The following is a 16,659-nucleotide window of genomic DNA, read 5'->3' as shown; positions in this document are numbered from 1 at the left end:
ACATCGAGACGGCGTCGGCGGTGACGCGAGACGGCGCCATGTGACGGGTCCGGGGCAACAGCCACCATGCCTCCTACCGTCCTCGATGCAGGGGCGCGCCAAGGAGCGGAGCTATTCCAATTCAGCCCCGGCCTGCTGTCAATGATCAGGGGGGCGGTACAGCTCACGAAGGATACTGCGGGTGATCAGATCTTGTCGCTGTCGCCGACTCGTCCTCATCCGTCCGGACGATGCGCTCAAGTCCGGACGCACCGTCGAGTCGACCGATCGCCACCAGAGCAGCGCCGACCGCACCGATCTCCGGGTTGCGGACGTGACGTACCTCCCGCGGGGCCAGCGCGACCGAAAATGAACGCCGCCACCACCCGGACGCGGCGACGGCCCCGCCGCCGAGTACGACCTGGACCGATTTGTCCAGGGTAGACTCGATCATCGTGACCACCTGCGCCACCTGGAGGCAGAGCGCACCCATCAGTCCGGCCAGGATGTCCACCGCGGTGGTGTTGAAACCGAGCCCGGCCAGCGCGCCGGAGCCGGCCGGGCCGAGCCCGGGTGGCCGGTCGCCGCCCAGCCGGGGATCGGCCGGTACGCCGTCACCGGGCGGCAGCCGGGCCAGCGCCCGGTCGAGCGCCGGTCCCTCGGGCAGCCTCATCTCCCGGCGGGCCCACGCGTAGAGGTTGCCGCCGCCGGAGAAGGCGGTACCGGTCACCACGTGCTCGTGGTCCACCCGGTAGCGCCAGAGCTGCTCCGGCAGCGGCGGCAGCTCGACACCCGCCGGAACCCGCTGGACCAGCCGCACCGCCGCCGACGTGCCGACGGTGACCGCCGCGCGCCGGCTGTCGTAGCAGCCGCAGCCCACGTTCGAGGCGGCGCCGTCGCCGCTGGGCGGCGCCCAACGGGCGGCCCGCAGCGCCGGCCAACGCCGGGCGTACTCGGAACGGAGCCGGCCGTGCCAGGCCAGCGGTGCCAGCGTCGGCAACTCGCCCGGGCGTACCCCGGCCAGCTCGGACGCCTCCGGATCCCAGTCCAGGGTGCGCAGGTCGAGCAGGCCGGTGCCGGAGGCCTGGGAGATGGACATGACCGTCTCGTCGAGGAGCGCGCCGCAGACGTACTCGACCAGGCCGGCGAAGCGGACCCTGGCCGCGCCGCACCGCTGGCGGAGCCAGGGCAGCCGGACCGACCAGTAGAACCGGTGCCACCAGGTGCCGGTACGCCGGTGGTAGTCGGCCGGATCCACCGGTCCGGCGATCCCCGCCGGTGCGCTGGGGCGAGTATCCAACCAGGTCAGCACCGGGCCGAGCGGATCGCCGGAGGCGTCCAGCGGGACCACCGAGTGCCACTGCGCCGAGGCGACGACGAGCTCGACACCGTCGAGGTGGCGCGCCGCCGCCAGCTCGTCCAGGCACTCGACGAGGGCGCCGAGGTAGGCCGGGCCGTCAAGGCTGGCCTGGCCGTCGCCGCCGATCAGGATCTCGACCGGTCGCCGGGCCAGCGCTCCGGGCATCGGCCGGGCAGCCCCGTCCAGCACCAGGCCGCGCACCGACGACGTACCCAGGTCGAGAGCGAGAATCCTCATCGACCGAAACCGTACCGGTTCCCGGCTACCGACCAGGGCAAGGTCGCCGGCTACCGGCCGGACGGGGTGCTCTCGTCCCGGCCGCCCACCTGGTGGACAGGTCTGCCGAAGGGGTGCCGGCCCGACCGGCGCTGACCTAGACTCGGCCCGTGCTCGCGCGACTCAACTCCTGGTGGCCCGCCATCCCGGCGGCCGACCTCCGCGCGTAGCGATCTTCCACGCGGCCGCCCCACGCGGCGGCCGCCAAGGGTTCCCCCACGCCACTCCCGGCCACCGCCTGGAACGGCCCCCGGCTGTGAGGGACGACCGATGACCCTGCTGAACCATCTGCTGCACACCATCGCGAGTGGGGCCGACCCCGGCCCGTTCGCCCTGCTACGCCGGGACGGCGCCGCCGATCTGGAGATCTTCACCGGCGTGCCGCGCACCGTCGACCGACTCGCCGACATCCCCCTACCGGCCGGGCCGGCCGGGCCGCGCACCCTCGCCGTGGTGCCGTACCGGCAAATCGGCGAGCGTGGCTTCGCCTGTGTCGACGACGGCGCCCCGCTGGAGTGCCTGGTACTCGACGAACCCGAGCGGGCCCCGCTGGCCGACGCGGTGGCGGTCCTGCCCGAGGTGCCGGTACCGGTCCGGGACGCCGGCTTCGACATCGCCGACCCGGAGTACGCGGAGATCGTCGCCCGGGTGCTGCGCGACGAGATCGGCCGGGGCGAGGGGGCGAACTTCGTGATCCACCGTTGCTACCTCGGCACCCTGGCCGGTCCCCCGCTGCCGGCGGCGCTGGCCGCGCTGCGCCGGCTGCTCACCGGAGAACGCGGCGCGTACTGGACGTTCCTGGTGCACACCGGCGGCCGGATCCTGGTCGGCGCCTCGCCGGAACGGCACGTCAGCGTCGAGGACGGCCTGGTCATGATGAACCCGATCAGCGGCACCCTGCGCCACCCGGGCCGGCCGGCGGACCGGGCGGAGCTGCTGCGGTTCCTCGCCGACCAGAAGGAGATCGACGAGCTGTACATGGTGCTCGACGAGGAACTGAAGATGATGGCGACCGTCGCCGAGCAGGGCGGCCAGGTGATCGGGCCGTACCTCAAGGAGATGGCGCATCTGACCCACACCGAGTACCTGCTCGCCGGGCGCGGCTCGCACGACGTCCGGGAGGTGCTCCGGGAGACGATGTTCGCGCCGACCGTCACCGGCAGCCCGATGGAGAACGCCTGCCGGGTCATCGCCAGGCACGAGCGGCGCGGCCGGGGCTACTACGCGGGCGTACTGGCGCTGCTCGGCTTCGACGAGGCCGGGCGGCAGACCCTGGACGCGCCGATCCTGATCCGTACCGCCGAGATCTCGCCCGGTGCCGAGCTGCGGGTGCCGGTCGGCGCGACGCTGGTGCGGCACTCCACCGCCGCCGCCGAGGTGGCCGAGACGCACGCCAAGGCGGCTGGCGTGTTGACCGCGCTGGGGCTGCGACCGGGGCCGGCCGGTCCCGCCGACCGGGCCGGCGCGACCACGGGCTCCAGCACGACCACGGGCTCCAGCACGACCGCGGGCTCCAGCACGACCACGGGCCCGGCGGAGCCGGTCACCGACCCCGCGCCGGCCGCGGAGGTCCGGCTCGCCGACGACCCGGCGGTACGGGCGGCGCTGGCGGCCCGCAACATCGGGCTCGCCCCGTTCTGGCTGGAACAGCGGACGCCGGGTGCCACGGCACGGCCGGAGTTCGGCGGCCTGCGGGTGCTGGTCGTCGACGCCGAGGACACCTTCACCGGCATGCTCGCCCACCAGCTGCGGGCGCTCGGGCTGGCCGTGGCGGTACGCCCCTGGGCCGAGGTCACCAGGGCGGGCGGGTTCGATCCGGCCACCACCGACCTCACGGTGCTGGGCCCCGGGCCGGGCGACCCCGGACACCCGACCGACCCGAAGATGGTCGCCCTACGCGGCCTGGTCGGCCGGCTGCTCGACGCCGGGTCGCCGACCCTCGGCGTCTGCCTCGGCCACCAGATGCTGGCCGCCCGGCTCGGCCTGACCCTTCACCGGCGCGCCAGCCCCTACCAGGGGGTGTGCCGGGACGTCACGCTCTTCGACACCGTCGCCCGGGTCGGCTTCTACTCCAGCTACACGGCGCTGGCCGACGCCGACCGGCTCGACACCGCGTACGGGCCGGTGGGGCTGGCCCGGGACCCGGTCGACGGTGCGGTGCACGCACTGCGCGGGCCGACGTACGCCGGGGTGCAGTTCCACCCCGAGTCCGTACTGAGCCGGGACGGGATTGCGGTGCTGACCGGCATGCTGGGCCGGCTGCTTCCGACCCCGGCCACGGCGCATACTCCCCGGTATCCCGGGTAGGCATTCGCAAGCCGGTGGTCCGGGCGGGTTGAGAGCCCTCGTCCGGGCCACCGGTCCACGTGTACCAACCGCTCGGGGGCCCCGGTCGACCTGCGTGCCACCCGGCCGGGGCGCCGGTGGACCTGCGTGCCACCCAGCCGGGGCCCCGGTCGACCTGTGCGCCAGCCGCTCGGGGCACGGGTCGACCTGCGCCGTCCGGTCGGAAAGGGCGTGCGACCATGGGCGGAACCGGCTCGGGGCCGGTCCGCCGACCCCCGGTGCGCCGCCTCCCCCGGGTCCGGTGCGTTGGAGGTCTGCTGCGATGTCCGGCCACGTCTCGTCGACCCAGGCGACCGACGCCGCCGCGGCGGAGACCGCCGTGGGGGGTCGGGCCGAGCCGGACACCTGGGCCGGCCGCTACGGGTTCTGGGACCTCTACTTCGGGCTGGTCGTGCTCGGGGTCGCCGGCTTCCTGGTGGTCAACGGCCCGGATCCGCTACCGGGGCGACTCGCGGTGTTGCTGCCGCTGGCCGGGCTGACCGGCTGGTACCTCGGTTTCGGCCGCCGCCTGATGCGCGACGAGATCGAGGACTGGCGCGGGTACGCCTATCTCGCCGGTGCCCTGGCGCTCTACGTACCCGCGGTGCTGCTCGACGGCGCGGCGTCGTTCGTCCTGTTCGCGCTCTGCCCGCAGGCGTTCATGGTGGCCGCCGCGCTGCCGGCCACGGTCATGGTGGTCGTGTTCACCTCGGTGCATCTCACGGTACTGCTGGCCAGGGGCTTCGAACCTGCGCAGGTGGTGAGCGGCCCGCTGCCGGTCGCGGGGCTGGGCGTGGTGCTCTCCGCGGTCCTGGGCACCTGGAGCCGGCGGGTGGTCGCGCAGAGCCAGGAGCGGGCCCGGCTGATCCGCGAGTTGGACCGGTCCCGGTCCGAGGTGGCCCGGCTGTCGCACGAGGCGGGCACCCTGGCCGAGCGACAACGGCTGGCCGGCGAGATCCACGACACCATCGCACAGGGCCTGACCAGTGTCGTCCTGCTGGTGCAGGCGGCCGACGACGACATCGACGGCGATCCGGAGCGGGCGCGCCGGCACCTGGCGCTCGCCGCGCGTACCGCCCGGGAGAACCTCGCCGAGACCCGCGAGTTGATCGCGGCCCTGACCCCGGCGGCGCTGGCCGGCTCGTCCCTGACCGACGCACTCGCCCGGCTGGTCGCCCGGTTCACCGCCGAGGTCGGTATCGCCGCCGACTTCCGGTGCACGGGCAGCCCCGTCGGCTTGGCCACGGCGACCGAGGTGGTACTGCTGCGGGCCGCCCAGGAGTCGCTGACCAACGTCCGCAAGCACGCCGACGCCCGGACCGTTTCGGTACGGCTCGCCTTCCAGCCGGACCGGGCGGTGCTGACCGTTACCGACGACGGTCGTGGCCTGACCGCGACCTCCGGCGCCGATCCGGCCGCCGGCGGTTATGGGCTGACCGCGATGCGGGCCCGGGTGGAGCAGGCGTCCGGGGTGTTGACGATCGGTCCCGGTACGCCGGCCGGAGCCGGGACCACGGTACGAATCGAGCTGCCCGCCTGATCGCCACCAGGGTCAGCGGCTGCCGGGCCGTACCTGCGGCCGGTGGAGGCGCGGAACGGCCGAGTACCGCCGGAGTCAGCCGGCACCGTGCCGGCCGTGCCGCCCGGGCCCGGGTGAGCGGAGACCGAGCCGGCCGTGCTGCCCGGCCCAGCTGTCGAGGCCGGTCAGCACCTCGCGGAGTCCGGTGCCGCGTTCGGTGAGCGCGTAGCTGATCCGGGTCGGTGGCCCGGGGTCCACCCGGCGGCGCAGCAGCCCCTCGTCGGCGAGTTCACGCAGCCGCTCGGTGAGCACCCGCCTGGAGACGCCGGGCAGGGCCTCCACCAGATCACGGAACCGTGCCTCCCCGTGGCCGAGGACGTGCAGCAGGTCGAGAGTCCAGCGCCGGCCGAGCAGATCCATTGCCGCCGAGGTGGCCGCCGGGACGCGCCGGTCGGAGGCGGTGGTTACTTTTCCAAACCTGGTTATCTCTCCGGTTCGTGATCCGCCGGGCTCGTCCGCCGGGCTCGGCTCGCCGGCCGGGATCGGCTCGCCGGTCAGGAAGACGGCGATGCCGTCGAGCACCCGGGCCAGGCCGAACTCGAAGTCCTGCCGTACGGTCCCCGGGGCGGCACCGACCTGCCCGATCAGCCGGGACAGCCGCGGAAACCGCCCGGTGCCGAGCAACCGGGTCAGCGTGGGCGTCTCGGCCGCCCACCACTGCTCGCTGCTCACCCCGGTCCGCCGCTCCTCCTCGGCCTCGGCCTGTACGTACCGGGCAGCGCCCTGCACGTAGTCACTGACGGTGAGGTAGACCTGGAGCATCGTCGCCGGCTCCAGCCCGAAGCCGTCGACGGCGCCCAGTACCCACTCCACGCTGGCCAGCACGTTCGAGCCCAGCGGCGGCCGCCCGGTGCCGGCCACGATCGGCAACACCCACGGATGCCGCTGGTACATCGCCCACTCAAGGCGGGCGTGGAGCTCGATCCTGGCCCGCCAGCCGGCCGGGCCCGGCTCCGGATAGTCGATCTCGCCGAAGACGCTCTCCACCATCAGGTCGACCAGTTCGGCCTTGCCCGGCACGTACCGGTAGAGCGACATCACCCCGGCGTCCAGGGCGGCGGCGACCCGCCGCATCGAGAGGGTCGCCAGACCGTACGCGTCGGCGAGCCCGACCGCCACCCGCACGATGCGGTCCAGGCTCAGCCCCGCGCCGGTCCCGGCATCGTCACCGTCGCCTTCCATCCGCTCCCGCCCGCACTCCGCTACAACGTACGCAGGTTCGCGTACACTGTACCGACCCCATCCGCGAGCTTGACGAGGTGACGATGACCGAGACGATCACGGTACGCCGGGCCGAATTGGCCGACGCCCCGACGATCGCCGCCCTGGTGGGCCGGGCCGGCGAGGACGAGGCGGTGCTGGACTGGGTGCTGCCGGACGAGCGGGCCCGCCAGGCGTGTGCGCAGGCGTGGGTCGACCTCGCCTCCGACTGGGTCGGCGGCGCGCTGGAGGCCGGCGAGATACTGCTGGCCGGCGACGAGTCGTCCGGGATCGGTGGCCTGTCGGTATGGGAGTTTCGTGCCGCCGGCCAAAGCGAAGCCCCGACCACCGCCGACCCGGGGCGGGACGAGCGGCAGGCCGCCTTCCTCGCCCGGGCCTACGGCCGGTACGCGCCCCGGATGGCCCTGGTCGGCGAGCTGATCGCGGCCCGCCACCCCGATCGGGAACCACACTGGTACCTCCAGCAGATGGCGGTGCTGCCCGCACTGCGCGGTCGAGGGCTCGGCGGCGCGATGCTGCGGCACCACCTCGTCCGGGCCGACGCCGACGGAATCGGCTGCTATCTGGAGGCGAGTTCACCGCGCAACCGTGCGCTCTACGAGCGGCACGGCTTCCGGCCCGAGGGCGAACCGATCCGGCTGCCCGACGGGGGCCCGGCACTGCAACCGATGTGGCGCGATCCCCACCGCGCCCCGAGCCCGGCCGGAACCTGAGCCCTGCCGGGAGGTGAGCCCCGCCGGGACCTGAGCCCCGCCGGGAGGTGACTCCGGCAGGATCTGCGCCGGCCGGGACCCGAGCCCCGGCCGCGCTCAGCCGCCCTCGTAACCTTCCCGGCCGGTGGACCGGGTACTGGCCAGCCAGATCCCGAAGCCCATCGCCAGCACGGCGGGCACCTCGACCAGGAGCCGGAGTCCGCCGACCGAGAGCGTCTCGTGGAACGCGGTCACCCCGATGACGATGCTGGCAACCGGATCCACCAGGGTGATCGAGGTGAGCGGCGCGGCCAGTGGGCCGTTCTGGAAGGCGTTCTGGTTCAGCGCCACCGAGGCGAACCCGACCACCGCCAGCGCGTACAGGTGCCAGTCGACCAATGTCGAGAGCGGGTCGTGCGCGACCCGCTCGGCGACGGTCTTCAACAGCGACGCGGTGCCGGCGTAGAGCAGCCCGCTGGCGATCCCGAGCAGCGTTCCCCGGAGGGCGCCGGTGGCCCGGTGGGCGAGGAGCAGACAGATCCCGACCAGGGCGCTGCCGATCAGCGCGACTCCGAGCCAGCCCATCATGGAGGGCTGGGCCACTCCCGCCCGAGGTCGGGCCGCACCGAGGAAGGCCGTGAGCCCCAGGACACAGACGGCGACCGCGGTGATGTCCCGGGGATGCGGCCGGCGGTGGTCGAGGGCCGCCTCCAGCGGGATCGCCAGGAACATCGCGGTGATCAGCAGGGGCTGGATCAGGGTCAGCGGCCCGAACCGGAGGGCGAGCGCCTGCAGGAGCGTACCGGTCAGGTCGGGGAGCTTGCCGAGCAGCCAACTCCGGCGACGCAGCAGCCGGATCAGCAACCGTGGGTCGGCCGTACCGTGTTGCGGTTCCCGTCGCGCGGCGCGCTGCTGTAGGGCGGCCCCGAAGGCGAAACAGACGGCGGAGCCGACCGCCAGCCCGATCGCCGCGATCATGCGGCGGTCCCAGCACCGAACCGCGGCACGCGCTCCGCATCCACACGGCTACGCTACGTGCTGAAGTGGCTGGTCACGGACCGTTCCGTCCCTGGTCGTCGGCCCCTTCCCCTGTCGTCCGAGCCGCCGGGTCCCCGCGACCGCGCTTGCCGGCTCAGGAGGCGAGCGTTCCGGCGGCCCTGCCGTCGTGCAGGGTGAGGTTGCGGCCGTTCGACGGGTCGAACAGGTGGATCTTCTCCAGGTTGAACCAGATCCGCTGGTTCCGCCCCTCGGTGACCGCGGACTCCGCCGACAGTCGGGTCACCAGGTTCGTCCCACCGCCGCCGAACCCGTCGGCGCCCACGTCGGCGGCGAGCTCCTCCAGCTCTGCCGCGCTGGCCCGCTCGCCCTCGACCGTCAGATAGACGTACTTGTCGGAGCCCATCGACTCGACGATCTCGACCGGCGCCTCGAACTCCATCCCCCGCTCCCGGGTCTGCTCGTCGACCAGGGCCGCGTCCTCGAAGTGCTCCGGACGGATGCCGAGGATCAGCTCCCGGGGTGCGTCCTCGGCCGCCAACTCGCGCCGCAGCCGGTCGCCGACGGGTACGTCGCCGATCGCCGTACGCAGCCTGCCGTCCTCGACCGCGGCGTGCAGGAAGTTCATCGACGGCGAGCCGATGAACCCGGCCACGAAGAGGTTGGCCGGCTGGTCGTACAGCTCCTGGGGCGGGCCGACCTGCTGCACCGCGCCGCCCCGCATGATCACGACGCGGTCGCCGAGGGTCATCGCCTCGGTCTGGTCGTGCGTGACGTACACCGTCGTGGTGCCGAGCTGCTTCTGCAACCGGGACACCACGGTACGCATCTGCACCCGCAGCTTGGCGTCGAGGTTGGAAAGCGGCTCGTCCATCAGGAACGCCTTCGGATTGCGCACGATCGCCCGGCCCATCGCCACCCGCTGGCGCTGCCCACCGGAGAGGTTCGCCGGCTTGCGGTCCAGCAGCGGGGTCAGCTCCAGCACCTTCGCCGCCTCGGCCACCTTCTGCTCGATGGTCGCCCTGTCCAGCTTGGCGAGCCGGAGCGGGAACGCCATGTTCTCCCGGACTGTCATGTTCGGATACAGGGCGTACGACTGGAAGACCATCGCGATGTCCCGGTCCCGGGGCGCCTTGTCGTTGACCCGCTCACCGTCGATGCGCAGCTCGCCGGAGCTGATGTCCTCCAGCCCGGCGATCATGTTCAGGGTGGTCGACTTCCCGCAGCCCGAAGGGCCGACCAGGATCACGAACTCGCCGTCGGCGATCTCCAGGTCGACGTCCCGGACCGCGACGGTCCCGTCCGGGAACCTCTTGCTCACCTTGTCCAGCACGATGTCAGCCACTGCGACCTCACCCCTTGACGGCGCCGGACGTCAGGCCCGACACGATGCGACGCTGGAAGAACAGCACGAACAGAATGATCGGAACCGTGATCACCACGGCGGCGGCGCAGATCGCCCCGGTCGGATCCTCGAACTGCGACTCCCCGGTGAAGAACGACAGCGCCACCGGTACCGTGCGGGACCGCTCGGTGGAGGTCAGCGAGATCGCGAAGAGGAAGTCGTTCCAGCAGAAGATGAAGACCAGGATCGCGGTGGTGAAGACCCCGGGCGCGGCCAGCGGCGCGATCACCCGGCGGAACGCCTGCCCCGAGGTGGCGCCGTCCATCTTGGCGGCCTTCTCCAGATCCCACGGGATCTGCTTGAAGAACGCCGAGAGCGTGTAGATGGCCAGCGGCAACGAGAAGGTGATGTACGGCAGGATCAGCCCCGGCCAGGTGTCGAAGAGCCCGAGCGACCGCTCGATCTCGAACAGCGGCGAGACCAGCGAGACCTGCGGAAACATCGCGATCAGCAGGGAGACCCCGACCAGGGCCCGCTTACCCGGAAAGTCCAGCCGGGCCACCGCGTACGCGGCCATGGTGCCGAGCACCACCGCGACGGCGGTGGCGATCAGGGCGATCCCGATGGAGTTGCCCAGGGCCCGGACGAACTGGTTGGTGGAGAAGATCGTGCGGTAGTTGTCCAGGGTCCACTCCCGGGGGATGAAGTTCCCGTCGGTGAGCGTGCCGGTGGTCTTGAACGACAGCGAGGCGATCCACAGCACCGGGACCAGCGCGAAGACCACCACCACGAGGTCCAGCAGCCCCCACCGCCACTTCGCCGTGGCCGTGGTGTCGATAGCAGCCATTAGCGCCTCCTTCCGATCGCGACTGCGGGGCTCCGCTTCGCTGCGCTCCTCGCGCTCACCCAGCGCCTCCTTCCGATCGCGACTGCGGGGCTCCGCTTCGCTGCGCTCCTCGCGCTCACCGGCGGCTTCCCTCGTCTGGGCTGCCCGGGGCAGCGGTGCCGAACAGTTTCACGAAGACGAACGCGATGATCGCCACGGCCAGGAAGATCAGTACCGACATGGTCGACCCGATCCCGAGGTTGAGCCCGCGCATCAGGTTGTTGTAGGCGAGCATCGACACCGACGAGGTCTCGTTCGACCCGGCCGTCAGGACGAAGATGTTGTCGAAGACCCGGAACGCGTCCAGGGTGCGGAACAGCAACGCCACCAGGATCGCCGGCTTCATCACCGGCAACATGACCCTGGTGAACCGCTGCCAGGCGGTGGCGCCGTCCATCGAGGCCGCCTTGAGCAGGTCCTCCGGCACCAGCGCCAGGCCCGCCATCAGCAGCAACGCCATGAACGGGGTGGTCTTCCAGATCTCCGCCAGCATGATGATCGCCAGCGCGCTGGCCCGTTCGGTCAGCGGCGCCCCCTCACCGAAGAGGTTGGCCAGGTATCCGGTGCCGGGGGTCCAGGCGTACCGCCAGGAGAAGGCCGCGACCACCGTGACGATGCCGTACGGGATCAGCGCCGAGGTGCGGACCAGGCCGCGCCCGACGATGGTCCGGTGCATCACGATGGCCAGTCCCATGCCCAGCACGAGTTCGACGGCGACCGTCACGACGGTGATCAGCATCGTCACCCCGAACGCGGTCCACCAGTAGTCGTTGGTCAGTACGGTGACGTAGTTGGTCAGGCCGATGAACTCCCGCTCCTCCGGAAACTTGAGGTCGAAGCGCTGCAACGACAGCCAGACGGAGTAGAGGATCGGATAGGCGGTCACCGCCAGCATCACCAGCGCGGCCGGGGCGCAGAGCAGCCAGGCCAGCCTGCGCTCGGCCCGCTTACCCTCGCTCACCGCCGCCCGACCGACCCGGCCGCGCCGGGGCGCCGGCACCGTGCCGACCCGGTCCACCGGGGTCGAGGTCTCGGTCTCGGTGCTCACGGCAGCACCCCCTTGGAGTCGAGCGCGTCCTGCGTCGCCTCGCGCATCCGGTCCGCGGTCTCCTCCGGGTCGATCGACGACGGCGGGGAGAGCAGCGCCGACAGCACCGTCGAGATGTTCTGATACGCCGGGCTGCGCGGCCGGGTCGCCGGATCCTTCAGCTCCTCGAGGATGGTGTCCCGCATCGGGTACGCCTCGGCCATCTCCGGCTCGGCGTAGACACTCTCGATCGTCGGCGGCACACCGTCGTTGATCGCGGAGAACTTCTGGTGCTCGGCGTTGCGCAGGCAGGACGCGGCGTCGAAGGACTCGTCGGGATGCCGGGTGTACCGGCTGACTCCCAGGTTGAACCCGCCGATCGTCACCTTGCTCGGGGTCTGCGGGTCCACGCCCGGATAGCGGGCCCACTTGACCTTCTTCGCCAGCTCCGGATCCGCCTCCTGCATGGCCGGATAGACGAACGGCCAGTTGAGTTGGAAGGCGCCGGCCCCGGACTGGAAGTCGAGCCGCGCCTGGTCCTCGATCGTGTTCGAGAACGAGGAGGTGGTGATCCCGGCGGTGGCGAAGTTCCGCAGCACCTCCAGCGCCCGGACGGCGCCGTCGTCGAAGACCGCCTTGCTGCCGTCGTCGTTGATGATCTGGCCACCGGCGCTGGCCACCAGGGTGTTGTAGAGGACGACGAGCCCCTCGTACTGGGCGCCCATCGTGATCACCCGGTACGGCTTGCCCTGTCCCCGCAGCTCCTGGGCCATCCGGATCATCTCGTCCCAGGTCTTCGGCGGTTCCGGCACCAGGTCGGAGCGGTACCAGAGGAGCTGCACGTTGGTGTTCTTCGGAGCGGCGTAGAGCCTGCCCTCGTACCGGGCGGTCTCCAGCGGACCGGCCAGGGTGCCGCGCTCGGCCTCGGCCCGGCGCTCACCGGTCCACTCCAGCAGCCAGCCCGCACTGGCGAACTCCTGGGTCCAGGTGACGTCCAGGCCCAGGATGTCCATGCCCGAGTCCTCGGCGGCCAGCCGCCGGACCAGCTGCACCCGCTGATCGTCGGCGGCCCGGGGCAGCACCCGGTACGCGATCCGGTACCGTCCGCCCGCCTGGGCGTTGCAGTCGTCGACCACCTTCTGGATGTTCTGTTCGGTGGTGTAGTAGAGGTTGATCGTCGGGATGCCGCCGTCGTCACCGGAGCCGCAGGCGGCGAGGGGGCCCAGCAACGTCAGCATCGTCAGCGCGGCCGCGAGCCGGAACCGGCGGCCTCGGCCCGGGCCGACCCGCTCGGGCTCAGTCATCGCCACACCCCGCTGCCCGCCCGGCCGTTCCGCCGACATCGGCCTCCGCCGACCATGTCCACCGGTGGCAGCCCACCGACCGCCTGTCGCGCGCCTGGTGACCGCTCATCGCGCCGTCCTCCCTCTCCACGACGGCCGGGGCGGAGCCGTCCCGGCACACGGCGAAAAGCACCCCGCCACCAACCGCAGCGAACCACCGGACCGGGCGTAGGTGTCGAGTACCCCCTCTGCCCCGCGACCCAGCGGCCGAAACATCGACAGCGCTCGGCGCCGACGGCCGTCGAGCCGCCCGCGGAGCCGATTCCGGTCCACTGTCGTATTCCCGCTGGCCGACGCCTCCGCTACCGTGGGTGCTACCTCCGGCGCCAGCAGGTCGCCGTCGATGCCGACCCGTCTGGGGAAGTCGATGCCGACCCGTCTGGGGGAGTTGGCCACGCCGACACGCCTGAAGAGCACGCCGACCCGCCTGAAGAGTTGGCCACGTCGCCGACGACGCGTCCCGGTCCGGCCCTTGGGCACGGCCGGCTCCGACAGGCGAAACGCGCCCCGTCCCCACGATCCTTCGCCCGGGATCGTCTGCAAGAGGAGGTGCCGCCGTGCGGAACACCCGGGAACTGACGCTGTCCTTCGAGGTCAGCGGGCCACCACCGGTCAAGACCGAGGCACTTTCGATCTTCGCGGCCGGGCATCGGCAGGCCGCCCGGGTCCGTACGCTGCTCCAGGCCGCCTGCGCCGCGGCGCAGCGCAGCGGCTGGACCGCGTTGACCGAGCCGGTCGCCCTGGAGATCGTCCTGCGTTGCCCGCCGGGCCGCCGAACCTCCGACGCGGCGACCCTGATCGGCGGGATCGGCGCCGTGCTCCAGGACAAGAAGCGGGCCGCCGACATCGGCCTCGCCCACCTCGGGGTGCTCGCCGACGTCGCGCTCTACGTGGACGACCGGCAGATCCAGCGGGTCTCGTACCGGGAGGAGCCGGCCGAGGAGATGTCGTACCTGGTGCGGGTGACCAGCCTGCCCCCGGTGGTGTGAGCGGGTCGCCGGCGGGGAAGACGTCGGCACCGGTGCGCCGGATCCGGTTTGGCCGCCACCGGGCGCTGGGTACGCGTCGGTGACCGACGGGTGACGGGGACCGACGGGCAACGGCACCGGCGACGAGAGGAGCGGCCATGTCGGAGCCATACGTCACGCTCGATTCGACCGGGCTCGACCCGGCGCGGCAGCACCTGCGGGGGCCCCTGGAGGAACAGCTCAGCTCCGCGCTGCGCGCGGCGACCGACCGGGTCCGGGCCGACTACGCCGGTGAACCGGTCGAGGAGGTCTGTCGGCGGCTGCTCGACGAGACCCGGGCGGGGCTGCATCCCGACATCGCCGACGGATTCACCCCGGACATGGACGAGTTCTGCCGGGTGGCCGTGGCGATCGTCCGCCGGGACGCCTCCGGATCCCCCTGACCGTGCCCGGGGACCGGTGACCGCGCCGGGGACCGGCAAGATCGACGACTGTCGGCGTAGGGACGCTGGCCGTGCGGCTCCGGCCTCCGTACACTCAGTGCGCCGTCACGGCCGACCGTCCGCGTCCCGCGTCCGCTGCACCCGATCCGGTCGATCTCTACGGGAGGCCCAGTGCCCGCGCTGCCGTCCAGTGTGCCCGCCGCGGTGCTCGACACCACCTCCACTGCCCTGCTGACCACCGCCGAGACCGGCGAGGTGACCTGGTACAACCGGGCGGCGCAGCGACTCGGCCAGCTGATCGGCGCGGACATCGGCTCGCTGCCGTTCGGCACGGCCACCCCGGACGGGCCGCCGGTCGAGCTGCGCTGCCTGACCGCCGACGGCGCGGTCCGGCACCTGCGGGTGACGTGCCGACGGCTGCCGTCGCTGCCGCGCGCCGCCGCGGAGCCGGACGGCCGGTTGGTGTACGAGCTGGCCGACGTCACCGAGCAGCGCGCCGACCGGCGCCGTGCCGACGACTACGCCTGGCGGCTGTCCCACATCGAGCAGCTGGCCCGGGTCGGCACCTGGGAGTGGCACCTCCCCACTGACCAGGTGGTCTGGTCACCCACCCTGAAGGCCATGATCGGGCTGGACCCGGAGACCGCGCTCGACTACCCGACCTACCGGACGATGGTGCATCCGGACGACCTCGGAGTGATCGAGGCGACGCTGGAGCAGGCGATCCGGGAGGCAAACTCGTTCACCTACACCCATCGGATGTACCTGGCGAACAGCCGCCAGATGCGCGTCCTGGAGTGCTACGGCGAGGTCTTCACCGACGAGTCCGGCCGACCGCTGCGGATGCTCGGCACCGCACACGACATCACCGAGATCCGGCAGGTCCAGGACGAGCTGGCGTACCTGGCCGAACACGACCCGCTGACCGGGCTGCCGAACCGGCGGGCCCTGACCGCCCGGATGAGCGAGCTGACCGGCGGCGACGCGGCGCCGGCCGCACTGCTCCTGATCGACATCGACAACTTCAAGGACATCAACGACCTGCGCGGGCACGCCATCGGCGACGAGGTGCTCCGGCTGCTGGCCCGGCTGCTCCCCGACCACCTGCCCGCCGAGGCGGTACTCGGCCGGCTCGGCGGGGACGAGTTCGCCGTCCTGCTGCCCTGCTGCGACGCCGACCGGGCACTCGCGGTCGGGGCCGGGCTCTGCGACCTGGTCGCCCGTACCCCGCTGGCGGTGCGCGGCGAGCCGCTGCGGGTCACGTTGAGCATCGGCGCCGCCCCGCTGGACGCCGCCGACGACGACGCGCTGTTGCTCGCCCACGCCGACCTGGCGCTGTACCAGGCCAAGGGCGAGGGCCGCAACCGGGCCCGACTCTTCGCCCCGGAGCAGCAGCGGCTGGCCGCCCAGCGGGTCGACCTCGTCTCCCGGGTACGGCGTGCGCTGGACACCGGCCAGCTGCAGCTCGACGCCCAGCCGATCATCGACCTCGGCGACGACCGGGTACGCAGCTACGAGCTGCTGATGCGGGTTCGCGACGACCAGCACCGGCAGATCGGCCCGGGCGACTTCCTGCCGGCGCTGGAGAGCGGTGACATGATTTACGAGCTGGACCGCTGGGTGGTGGAGACGGCCACCCGCGCACTCGCCTCGGCCCGGGCCGCCGGGGTGGAGCTGCGGCTGGACGTGAACATCTCCAGCCGTTCACTGGAGGACCCGAGCTTCGGGGACTGGGTGGTCGGCACCCTGGCCGCCGTCGGCGTACCGGCGACCCAGCTCGGGCTGGAGATCACCGAGACCACCGCCATCGCCAACCTGGCCGCGGCCCGCCGGCTGGCCTCGACGCTCACCTCGGCCGGCTGCCGGTTCAGCCTGGACGACTTCGGTGCCGGGTACGGCTCCTTCGTCTACCTCAAGCACCTGCCGTTCACCGCCGTGAAGATCGCGGGCGAGTTCGTCCGGCAGGCGGACCACGGCGGTTCCGACCCGATTCTGATCGACGCGGTGGTCAGGGCCGCGCACGGGCTCGGAATGCGGACGGTCGCCGAGCACATCGACCGGCCCGAGCTGGTGCCGGTGCTGCGCGGACTCGGCGTCGACCGGGGCCAGGGATACCACCTGGGCCGCCCGGAGCCGCTGCGTGAGCTGATGGCCCGCACCATCGCCCGGGGCGGGGTCTCCGCGACCACCACCCGGTAGCCGCACACCGTCCCGGGCCG

13 protein-coding genes are annotated in these 16,659 nt (G+C 72.4%); 6 read left to right on the top strand and 7 right to left on the bottom strand.

The features are described 5' to 3' along the window. Window positions 1-163: 163 nt before the first annotated feature. Complete coding sequence (locus ABNF97_RS00335) at window positions 164-1,576, bottom strand: FGGY family carbohydrate kinase (protein WP_130462549.1); 1,413 nt, start codon at window positions 1,574-1,576, stop codon at window positions 164-166. A gap of 309 nt (window positions 1,577-1,885) precedes the next feature. Between ABNF97_RS00335 and ABNF97_RS00330 the strand changes: the two genes are divergently transcribed. Continuing rightward, complete coding sequence (locus ABNF97_RS00330; RefSeq protein ID WP_349337239.1) at window positions 1,886-3,922, top strand: chorismate-binding protein; 2,037 nt, start codon at window positions 1,886-1,888, stop codon at window positions 3,920-3,922. 301 nt (window positions 3,923-4,223) lie between these two features. Beyond that, window positions 4,224-5,480 (top strand): sensor histidine kinase, encoded by a 1,257-nt coding sequence (locus ABNF97_RS00325; protein WP_349337238.1) that lies wholly within the window; start codon window positions 4,224-4,226, stop codon window positions 5,478-5,480. 75 nt (window positions 5,481-5,555) lie between these two features. On the opposite strand, the gene ABNF97_RS00320 is transcribed toward ABNF97_RS00325, so the two are convergent. Next, a complete protein-coding gene (locus tag ABNF97_RS00320; RefSeq protein WP_349337237.1) occupies window positions 5,556-6,701 on the bottom strand; it encodes a winged helix-turn-helix transcriptional regulator in 1,146 nt (381 codons plus the stop codon). 83 nt (window positions 6,702-6,784) lie between these two features. On the opposite strand from ABNF97_RS00320, the gene ABNF97_RS00315 reads away from it, so the two are divergent. Beyond that, a complete protein-coding gene (locus tag ABNF97_RS00315; RefSeq protein WP_349337236.1) occupies window positions 6,785-7,453 on the top strand; it encodes a GNAT family N-acetyltransferase in 669 nt (222 codons plus the stop codon). A 96-nt stretch (window positions 7,454-7,549) separates the two neighbouring features. On the opposite strand, the gene ABNF97_RS00310 is transcribed toward ABNF97_RS00315, so the two are convergent. From ABNF97_RS00310 to ABNF97_RS00290, 5 genes are all read right to left on the bottom strand, one after another. Further along, on the bottom strand, window positions 7,550-8,410 hold the full coding sequence (locus tag ABNF97_RS00310; protein ID WP_130462545.1) for a DMT family transporter: 861 nt from the start codon (window positions 8,408-8,410) through the stop codon (window positions 7,550-7,552). Between the two features lie 154 nt (window positions 8,411-8,564). Then, complete coding sequence (locus tag ABNF97_RS00305; protein ID WP_130462544.1) at window positions 8,565-9,773, bottom strand: sn-glycerol-3-phosphate ABC transporter ATP-binding protein UgpC; 1,209 nt, start codon at window positions 9,771-9,773, stop codon at window positions 8,565-8,567. A 7-nt stretch (window positions 9,774-9,780) separates the two neighbouring features. Further along, a complete protein-coding gene (locus tag ABNF97_RS00300; protein WP_130462543.1) occupies window positions 9,781-10,620 on the bottom strand; it encodes an ABC transporter permease subunit in 840 nt (279 codons plus the stop codon). 115 nt (window positions 10,621-10,735) lie between these two features. Continuing rightward, the gene (locus ABNF97_RS00295) at window positions 10,736-11,707 is read right to left on the bottom strand and encodes a carbohydrate ABC transporter permease (protein WP_502930427.1); all 972 of its coding nucleotides are present in this window, start codon (window positions 11,705-11,707) and stop codon (window positions 10,736-10,738) included. Next, window positions 11,704-12,990: an ABC transporter substrate-binding protein gene (locus ABNF97_RS00290; RefSeq protein ID WP_349337235.1), complete on the bottom strand. Its 1,287-nt coding sequence runs from the start codon at window positions 12,988-12,990 to the stop codon at window positions 11,704-11,706. The genes ABNF97_RS00295 and ABNF97_RS00290 overlap by 4 nt, the downstream gene beginning before the upstream one ends. A gap of 596 nt (window positions 12,991-13,586) precedes the next feature. Between ABNF97_RS00290 and ABNF97_RS00285 the strand changes: the two genes are divergently transcribed. The 3 genes from ABNF97_RS00285 (at window position 13,587) to ABNF97_RS00275 (ending at window position 16,639) form a co-directional block, all read left to right on the top strand. Next, window positions 13,587-14,018, top strand: a complete 432-nt coding sequence (locus ABNF97_RS00285) for a hypothetical protein (protein WP_130462541.1) — start codon at window positions 13,587-13,589, stop codon at window positions 14,016-14,018. A 137-nt stretch (window positions 14,019-14,155) separates the two neighbouring features. Continuing rightward, window positions 14,156-14,440, top strand: a complete 285-nt coding sequence (locus ABNF97_RS00280) for a hypothetical protein (RefSeq protein ID WP_349337234.1) — start codon at window positions 14,156-14,158, stop codon at window positions 14,438-14,440. A 171-nt stretch (window positions 14,441-14,611) separates the two neighbouring features. Further along, complete coding sequence (locus ABNF97_RS00275; RefSeq protein ID WP_130462539.1) at window positions 14,612-16,639, top strand: EAL domain-containing protein; 2,028 nt, start codon at window positions 14,612-14,614, stop codon at window positions 16,637-16,639. Window positions 16,640-16,659: the final 20 nt, after the last annotated feature.

This window comes from Plantactinospora sp. B6F1 (assembly GCF_040120695.1).
Classification (GTDB): domain Bacteria; phylum Actinomycetota; class Actinomycetes; order Mycobacteriales; family Micromonosporaceae; genus Plantactinospora.
This window is presented reverse-complemented; position numbering and strand designations above follow the sequence as displayed.